Origin of the sequence: Microbulbifer okhotskensis (assembly GCF_023895975.1) — a bacterium.
GTDB classification, from domain to species: domain Bacteria; phylum Pseudomonadota; class Gammaproteobacteria; order Pseudomonadales; family Cellvibrionaceae; genus Microbulbifer; species Microbulbifer okhotskensis.
This window is the reverse complement of the sequence record NZ_JALBWM010000052.1, coordinates 20,980-27,983: the sequence shown is the minus strand read 5'-3', so window position 1 is coordinate 27,983 and position 7,004 is coordinate 20,980. Positions and strand designations below refer to the sequence as shown.

Genomic DNA, 7,004 nt, shown 5'->3' with positions numbered 1-7,004 from the left:
ACCATCGCCGATAGCGCTTCTCACTGACTAAACTGTACCGTTCCATATTCAGATATGTTGCCCTACCCTGAAAAACCATCAGTACAGCAAACAGCGTGAGCATGAACTTTCTTTGTGGTTTTTTGATATTGGACATTCGAACGAAAATAGCTTTTACTACGTCTTCCATGGGCAGGTACTGCGTCAATTAGATCTGAGAACCTTATTTTCTCAGTACATGTCCATGGTTCCTACCCATTTCACCTCTTAAAACTGTCCGAAGTATTGTTGAAGTAAGTAATAGAAAAACAAGGCGTTACCGTCCCGCCAAAAGATATTTTTGTTCGTTGTGTGCTAGTGCTATATGGCTCTGGGAGCCACACTGGCCCGAGTTGGTGTATCCCTTTGCTTTACCGGTACCGCCAGTACACAGCCATATGATGCTTCACATGCGCCAAACTAGTTTGAAGCAAATATATGGGAGAGTGACGAAGTGTTTGAGCGCTATCCGGAAGAATCTTTAGCGAAGTGGCATCAGCGGCACAACTTGAAGATCTGACTGATTCTGCCTTAGTGGGAGAAAGAGAGGCGGGGCAGCCGATGGGGCGCCCCGCTTCGGGTCAACTGTAGATAGTTTGCATTTATTCTTCTGCGAGATAGAGCACCAGGTTATCCAGGAAGTTAACCAGGTCAGCTTTTTCAGTGTCGCTGAGGGATTCAAACTGCTCTTTACTGGATTCGGCCTCACCACCGTGATACAGGATGGCTTCGGCCATGGTAGTAGCGCGCCCATCATGTAGATATGGCGGCGTTGAACCCACACCCCAAAGGTTCTCGGTGAGGAAAACCGAGGCACCTACGTTGCCTTCATCGATCTCTTCTGCCATGGCGCGACCCATATCGTGGCGCTTAAGATCACCGTAGAGTCGAACTAGCGCTCCGCCGTTTTCTGATTCCTCAAATTGGCCGAGTGTCTGACCGGATGCTAGCTCCTGTGGGTTATCCATGATTTCAGTAAGGAGATTGAACTGAAGGGATGTACTGGGCAAGCCGGCTATATCACCTGCGGGGTAAGTTTCATCTCGATAGTTGGCATGTTGTGATGGTTCGTAGAACACTGGCGAAGCAACTTCCATCTCAGGCGAGTGACAGGATGCACAGTCAATGGAGTTAAAGAGGGCTTCGCCGTTTTCAATGCTCGCCATATCGGCATCGCTAAGCGGTAGGCCGTAGGTTTCTTGTTCTTCCTCGCTGAGAGTATTGATAATACTGTTTAGCTCGACCTTGGTGACAGGGCGTGGTTGAGCCGCGTTGTAGATCGTCAGAGCGGTGATGTCGCCAACACTTAATTCATTAGTGATAGAGTCAAAGTCGCTATCTACGTCACCAACAAGCTCAGTGGCCTGCATACCCAGTTCCTGGTGAGCTGCGCCCCGTACAAATGCGCGAACAAAGCCGGTTAGACCCTTCCACTCAAATGGCCTGACCACCAGGTCTGAATTTAGACCTTCGACATTATCGTAGTTTACCTCTTCACAGGAGACAGTTAGTTCTCCAAAGCTAACTCCCTTGGCTGTCAATTCCACAGTAGTGTCGGCATCTGAGGAGCAGCTTTCGCTGATAGCTTCATCTCTTTGTGCATGTAGGGCGGTGGTCATTTCCTCTGCGACCAATTGCACGGCACCCATACCAAATAAGTGTGGGGACTGTCGCTCGATAAAGCCTTTTTGTTGGCGCTCGGGGTCCATTCGAATCACATTGTCGTTGACACCACCACCACCATCGGCCACTGGCACATTGTGACAACTGATACAGGAGTCGCCATTCGGGCCTGTTGCTCGATGGGGGAGAATATTGGCCCAAGCGTTGGGGCCTTTCAAGTCTGGGCGGGGAAAGCTGGTAAAGCGCTTGCCATTACCGACATTAACACCCACGCCATCGAGGGCGTTGTAGTTGATTTCAAATAACTCGTCCCCTTCTTCAAAAGCATGAACATAGGCCTCCAGGGGATCCATGGCTTCCAGTTCAGATTGTTCCAGATGGCCTCCGAGGTGAATTTCGACCGCCCCGGCATTCAGGATTTGCACGGTGTCAAAAATTTCACTGAAGTCGAAAGCACCAGCTTTTTGTTGTCGTTGGTTCTTTCTTGCGTGCTTGGGCACTCGGTTTTTGTCGTGCTTGGAACCAAAGTCGGCAAGAGCGGGGGTGGCCCCAAAAGTCAGGGCCGATATTGCCAGTGATATGGGCAACAGGTGTTTTTTTACTATCATCAGCTATATCTCCGGGTACTGATATTGCGCGGATGGAATCTAAGTTTTTCTGCGGAAACACTTTTGATGCAGAAATTTTCGACAATTTTTTCTGTTATCACACTCCCCAAAATAAACTGATAGCCAGTTGTGCGGCAGGGAAAAATTGTCTGGATTATTGGCGAAAACATCGTTATCTCGCAAAGTGCATCCGGTGAAGTTTCGAAAGCATCCTTGCAAGCTTTTAAGAGGTAGAACGTTACTTGTTCTGCCGCTTGTGGCAGGCTTTAAGACCACGGGAGATTCAGTACTTCGATAGTGAAATTTAAAGCATGCAAATTGTTGTACTTTAAATTTCCCAGAAGTGCGATCCCGATTTTGTCGATTTAGCCCATAACCTGCTGTGTAGCCACATAGCCATTTTTTTGTTGTCTGGCAGTGTTAGTTGCCAGTACTAAAGGGGAAGTTCCCAGTACATTGGGTGCTATTCCTTAAGCTATTCTTATCTTTCGGTGACAGAGATCCAACGCTATGGGGTATTGTCGCTTCCCTGTGGATATGACCTTGCCCCCTTGGAAAAGTGCCTGATGTTTATGGGGGTATTCAGGAGAGTTGTTTTTTCCGGTGGCTAGGGCTTCTATCGATAAACCCTTAGAGATGTCTTATACAGGCTGTTGATAGATTGCTTTTCGGAGCTTTTTCAAATCGGGGTTTTGGCTCCACCTCCCCTCCAGATCTATTGTCGGCACATTTTATCTTATCGTGACGCGGTCGGTTCTTTGTGACATGTGTATCAGTAATAGGGGTGAATTTGGATATGTGTATCTATCCATTGGTAAATATTGAGTTTGTGTTTCCAGGGCTTTATTCACACTAGAATATAATACTGCTAAATTCATCGCCCTAAATTGACTGCCCTTGGCGGTTAAAGTGTTTGGGTTGGCCTTCCGCAGTACGTTTGTCTGAAATAATCAGTCCACCAGAGTACTTGATGTCCAGCTCAGCTCGCAATGACGGTACTGATCTACGCCCCCGCTATTAATCGATATTCCTAAAATTGTCATAAATATTAAATTCTAAGGACATTTATATTGGCGTACATTTCTCTATGCACAGTGATTGGAGTAACAGCTTGAGAAACCATTGGTAGTGAGGCTGTTTGCCAAGGTTTACGGCGATTTAGAGTTTGGTGATGAAAATTGGCGGATTATTCATTCATATGGCGCCATAAGCACCTTTGTCGCCATATATTTCAAGCTAGAAATAGTGAGATAGTTCTACTATTGCGCCTGAGATATTGGATCTATCCTAGTTTGATACCAAGTAAGGGGCGGGGAATAGCTTGTTGGTGATTCTTTCAGCAATCTTGCCTCAATTAACAATGACTCTGAGAGCTGATATGGATTGTCACTACTTTGTCACAAAAATTCGAATAAATAGAGCGGTGTCACTTTGCTGTAAGTACTCAGGGTGCTTGTTAGTGATTCAAACCATTCTATGGTTCTGATTGTTTCTTTTAATGAGCCAAGTGTAGGTACCATTTTTGGTTACCAGAAATGCTGCAGGGGTTAGGGTGAGAAAAATACTGGTTGTGGATGGGTTTTGTGGCTGGCCGATCTCCCTCCACCTTTCTTCTACAGGATATGATGTTGTTATTGTTGATAATCTTTCCCGAAGAAAAACTGATGTAGAGTTGGAAGTAGATTCTCTAAAACCCATACGAGTCGTATCAAAGCGGATAAATGTATGGAAAGAGGTGTCAGGGAAAACGATCAAGTATGTGTCCATCACGGTAGGGCAGGAGTTTGAGCGGCTGCTGGATCTGTTCAAAAAAGAAAGGCCTTATGCAATTTTACATTTCGCTGATCAGTGCTCCGCCCCTTTCTCTGTGAGGTCTGCCCGCCACCGGCACTATACGGTAGACAATAATTTAAATACTAAGAATGATATTTTGGCAGCCATTGTGGAAAGCAAGCTGGATATACACCTGATTCATTCGGGATCAATGGGGGTATATGGCTATGGCACTGCCGGCCTTAAAATCCCAGGGGGATACCTTAAGGTTCAGATCGGCACTGGCGATCTCGTGACTGAGCAGAAAATACTCTATCCGAGTAATTCTGGTTCAATCTATCATATGAAGAAGGCTCTAGATCAATTATTGTTGGCTTTTTACAATAAAAATGATCAGGTACGGATCACTGATTTACATCAGGAAATTGTATCGGGTACCCAGATCAAGCGGACTCAAAGAGACGAATACCTTATTAATCGTTTTGATTATGACGGGGACTACGGAACTGTTCTCAATCGCTTCCTCATGCAGGCAGCTATTAATTACCCCGTTACTGTGCATGGAACTGGCGGACAAAAGCGAGTATTTATTCATATTTGGAACACTTGTCGTTGTATACCGCTAGCGATTGAAAATCCGCCAGAGATTGGAGGTCGAGTGAAAATTCTTAATCAGATGACAGAAGCTCATAAAGTCAGGGATCTGGCAATGATGATTTCTGAGAAGGCCGGTGTCGGTATTGCCTGCCTGGATAACCCGAGGAATGAATCTGCTGAAAATGATCTGCTGGTGGTTAATGACCAGTTAATTGAAATGGAACTCGAACCAATTATGTTAAATAGCCAGATTATTGCTGAAGTAGATAAAATAGCTAATAAATATGCACGCCGGTGTGATCAGAGCAAGATTCCCTGTGTGTCACAGTGGTGAAGTTAGTGTGCTAAAAATAGTATTTTAAAACTGTAAAATGGATATTGATTTCGGCAGGTTGAATGTACTTATCTATACCTGAAGAGTGTGAATTATGAAGATTTTGATTGCTACGGATACCTATCCGCAGCAACTTAATGGTGTTTCTAGGGTGCTCGCAAAGACCTACAAAGAGCTCACTGCACGGGGCCATGAAGTGAAGGTACTTTCCGCAGATGATTTCAAAAATTTCCCCTGGCCAGGTTACAAGGAAGTAAAAATTGCTATCTTCCCCGGCCCAAAAGCTGCTCGGATTATCGAGCAGTTTTCTCCTGATGCGATTCATATTATGACTGAGGGGCCTATAGGTTGGGCCGTTCGAGGCTATTGCAGACGTAGAAATATTCGCTTTACGACTTCTTGGCTGTCCAGACTTTCTGAATATGTATCCATTCGCTATAAAATACCCTTGAAGTGGCTACATGGTCTTTTGCGCCGTTTCCATAATTCCGCGGCACTAACCATGGTGACAACGGAGGGAATGGCCACAGAAGCGCGGATACAGGGAATCGCCCGTGTACAGCGTTGGCGCAGGGGAGTAGAGCTGGATAAGTTCCGCCCCATTGAAACCTCAGTATTTGATGGCTTGGATAGACCTATCATGTTGAATGTAGGGCGTGTGGCGATTGAGAAATCACTTGATAAGTTCCTGTCTTTGGAGTTACCTGGGACAAAGGTGATAGTCGGTGATGGCCCTCAAATAGGTGAGCTGAAGAGACGTTTTCCTGAGGTGGTGTATCTGGGGGTCCGAGAGGGCGAAGCCCTGACGGAATGCTATAGCGGAGCAGATGTATTTGTATTTCCCTCGATAACGGATACTTTTGGTTTGGTTAATTTGGAATCATTGGCCTGCGGTCTTCCCGTTGCGGCTTACCCGGTGACAGGACCCAGAGATATTATCGGTGATGCCCCGGTAGGCGCCTTACATAATAATCTTAAAGTGGCTATTGAAAGAGCTTTATTACAAAATCGAGAGGACTGTATTGCTCATGCCAGAACTTACTCCTGGGATGTCGCCACGGAAGATTTTATTTCTAATCTGGTACCGGTAGGTGCTATTGAAGCCTTGCCCGTCGATACTTAAAGGGCAACTAGGTTCGGCAAGGCAAACTTTAAGAGAGTAACTACTTGATTCGTAGTGGAGTGTTTGCGAGACTTGCGGCGCAAGTTGGGGTTTAAAACTCCTCTTTCAATTGCCCGCAGGAGTTGCGCTATTATTTCATTTGAATAAATTGACGCTTAACCATTCTGCATTGCGTTAGTATAAATGTATAGAAGCATAAAACTAGACAAACTCACGTACTGCTATTTGTGGTGTGGTGCATTGAGAGAGCCAATCGTTTGATGGAAGCCACTATCTATAATCGTATCTCTAAGCTATTAGTTTTTATACTTTTAGCCATTTTAATGGCAACTGCTGTGGGCTACATCCATCAAAGAGACATACCTAAGAACCAAGCACCGCCTTTAGACGGGTACTCTTTACAAGGCGAAGTGCTCAATCTCAATGAAATGTACACTGGGGGACCGGTATTGATCTACTTTTGGGCGTCTTGGTGCCCTTATTGCCGTATTGTCTCACCTGCGGTTACTGAGTTGGCGCGGGACTATCAAGTGATAGGCGTTGCGATGCAGTCTGGTGATGATGAAGTGGTAAAAGAATATATGCAGCGCCATGCCCTGGAGTTCCCAGTGGTTAATGATCCACAGGGCACTTTAAGTACACTTTGGGGAATCAAAGTAACGCCAACCTTGGTGATTGTAGGAAGTGATGGGAATATTGCTTGGATTACTAGCGGTGCCACTTCAAAGTTAGGTCTGAGCATGCGATTAAAGCTGACGAAATAAACTGTCAGTTTAAATGCTCTTGGTGATCTAGAATCTACACAGCCGAAAATTGCCAGCTAGTCTTAATATCTTGATACTACCGTTAAAGCATGCAGCGAATTTAGTAGATTGCAGGTGATTGTGTGGTTAATTGCGGCAGTATAGGTGATCCAATGGCTTACAAG

Annotated in this window: 4 protein-coding genes; 3 read left to right on the top strand and 1 reads right to left on the bottom strand. The window is 45.4% G+C overall.

Features of this window, described 5'->3' with window-relative positions:
* Nucleotides 1–620 precede the first annotated feature (620 nt).
* The gene (locus MO867_RS12625; protein ID WP_252468076.1) at nucleotides 621–2,249 is read right to left on the bottom strand and encodes a di-heme oxidoredictase family protein; all 1,629 of its coding nucleotides are present in this window, start codon (nucleotides 2,247–2,249) and stop codon (nucleotides 621–623) included.
* Nucleotides 2,250–3,801: 1,552 nt separating this feature from the next.
* Between MO867_RS12625 and MO867_RS12620 the strand changes: the two genes are divergently transcribed.
* The 3 genes from MO867_RS12620 (at nucleotide 3,802) to MO867_RS12610 (ending at nucleotide 6,840) form a co-directional block, all read left to right on the top strand.
* Entirely contained in the window at nucleotides 3,802–4,953 is a 1,152-nt protein-coding gene (locus MO867_RS12620; protein ID WP_252468074.1) for an NAD-dependent epimerase/dehydratase family protein, read from the top strand.
* A 94-nt stretch (nucleotides 4,954–5,047) separates the two neighbouring features.
* Entirely contained in the window at nucleotides 5,048–6,076 is a 1,029-nt protein-coding gene (locus tag MO867_RS12615; protein WP_252468072.1) for a glycosyltransferase family 4 protein, read from the top strand.
* A gap of 260 nt (nucleotides 6,077–6,336) precedes the next feature.
* Nucleotides 6,337–6,840, top strand: coding sequence for a protein disulfide oxidoreductase (locus tag MO867_RS12610; protein ID WP_252468070.1), 504 nt, complete (start codon nucleotides 6,337–6,339; stop codon nucleotides 6,838–6,840).
* The last annotated feature ends 164 nt before the right edge of the window (nucleotides 6,841–7,004 follow it).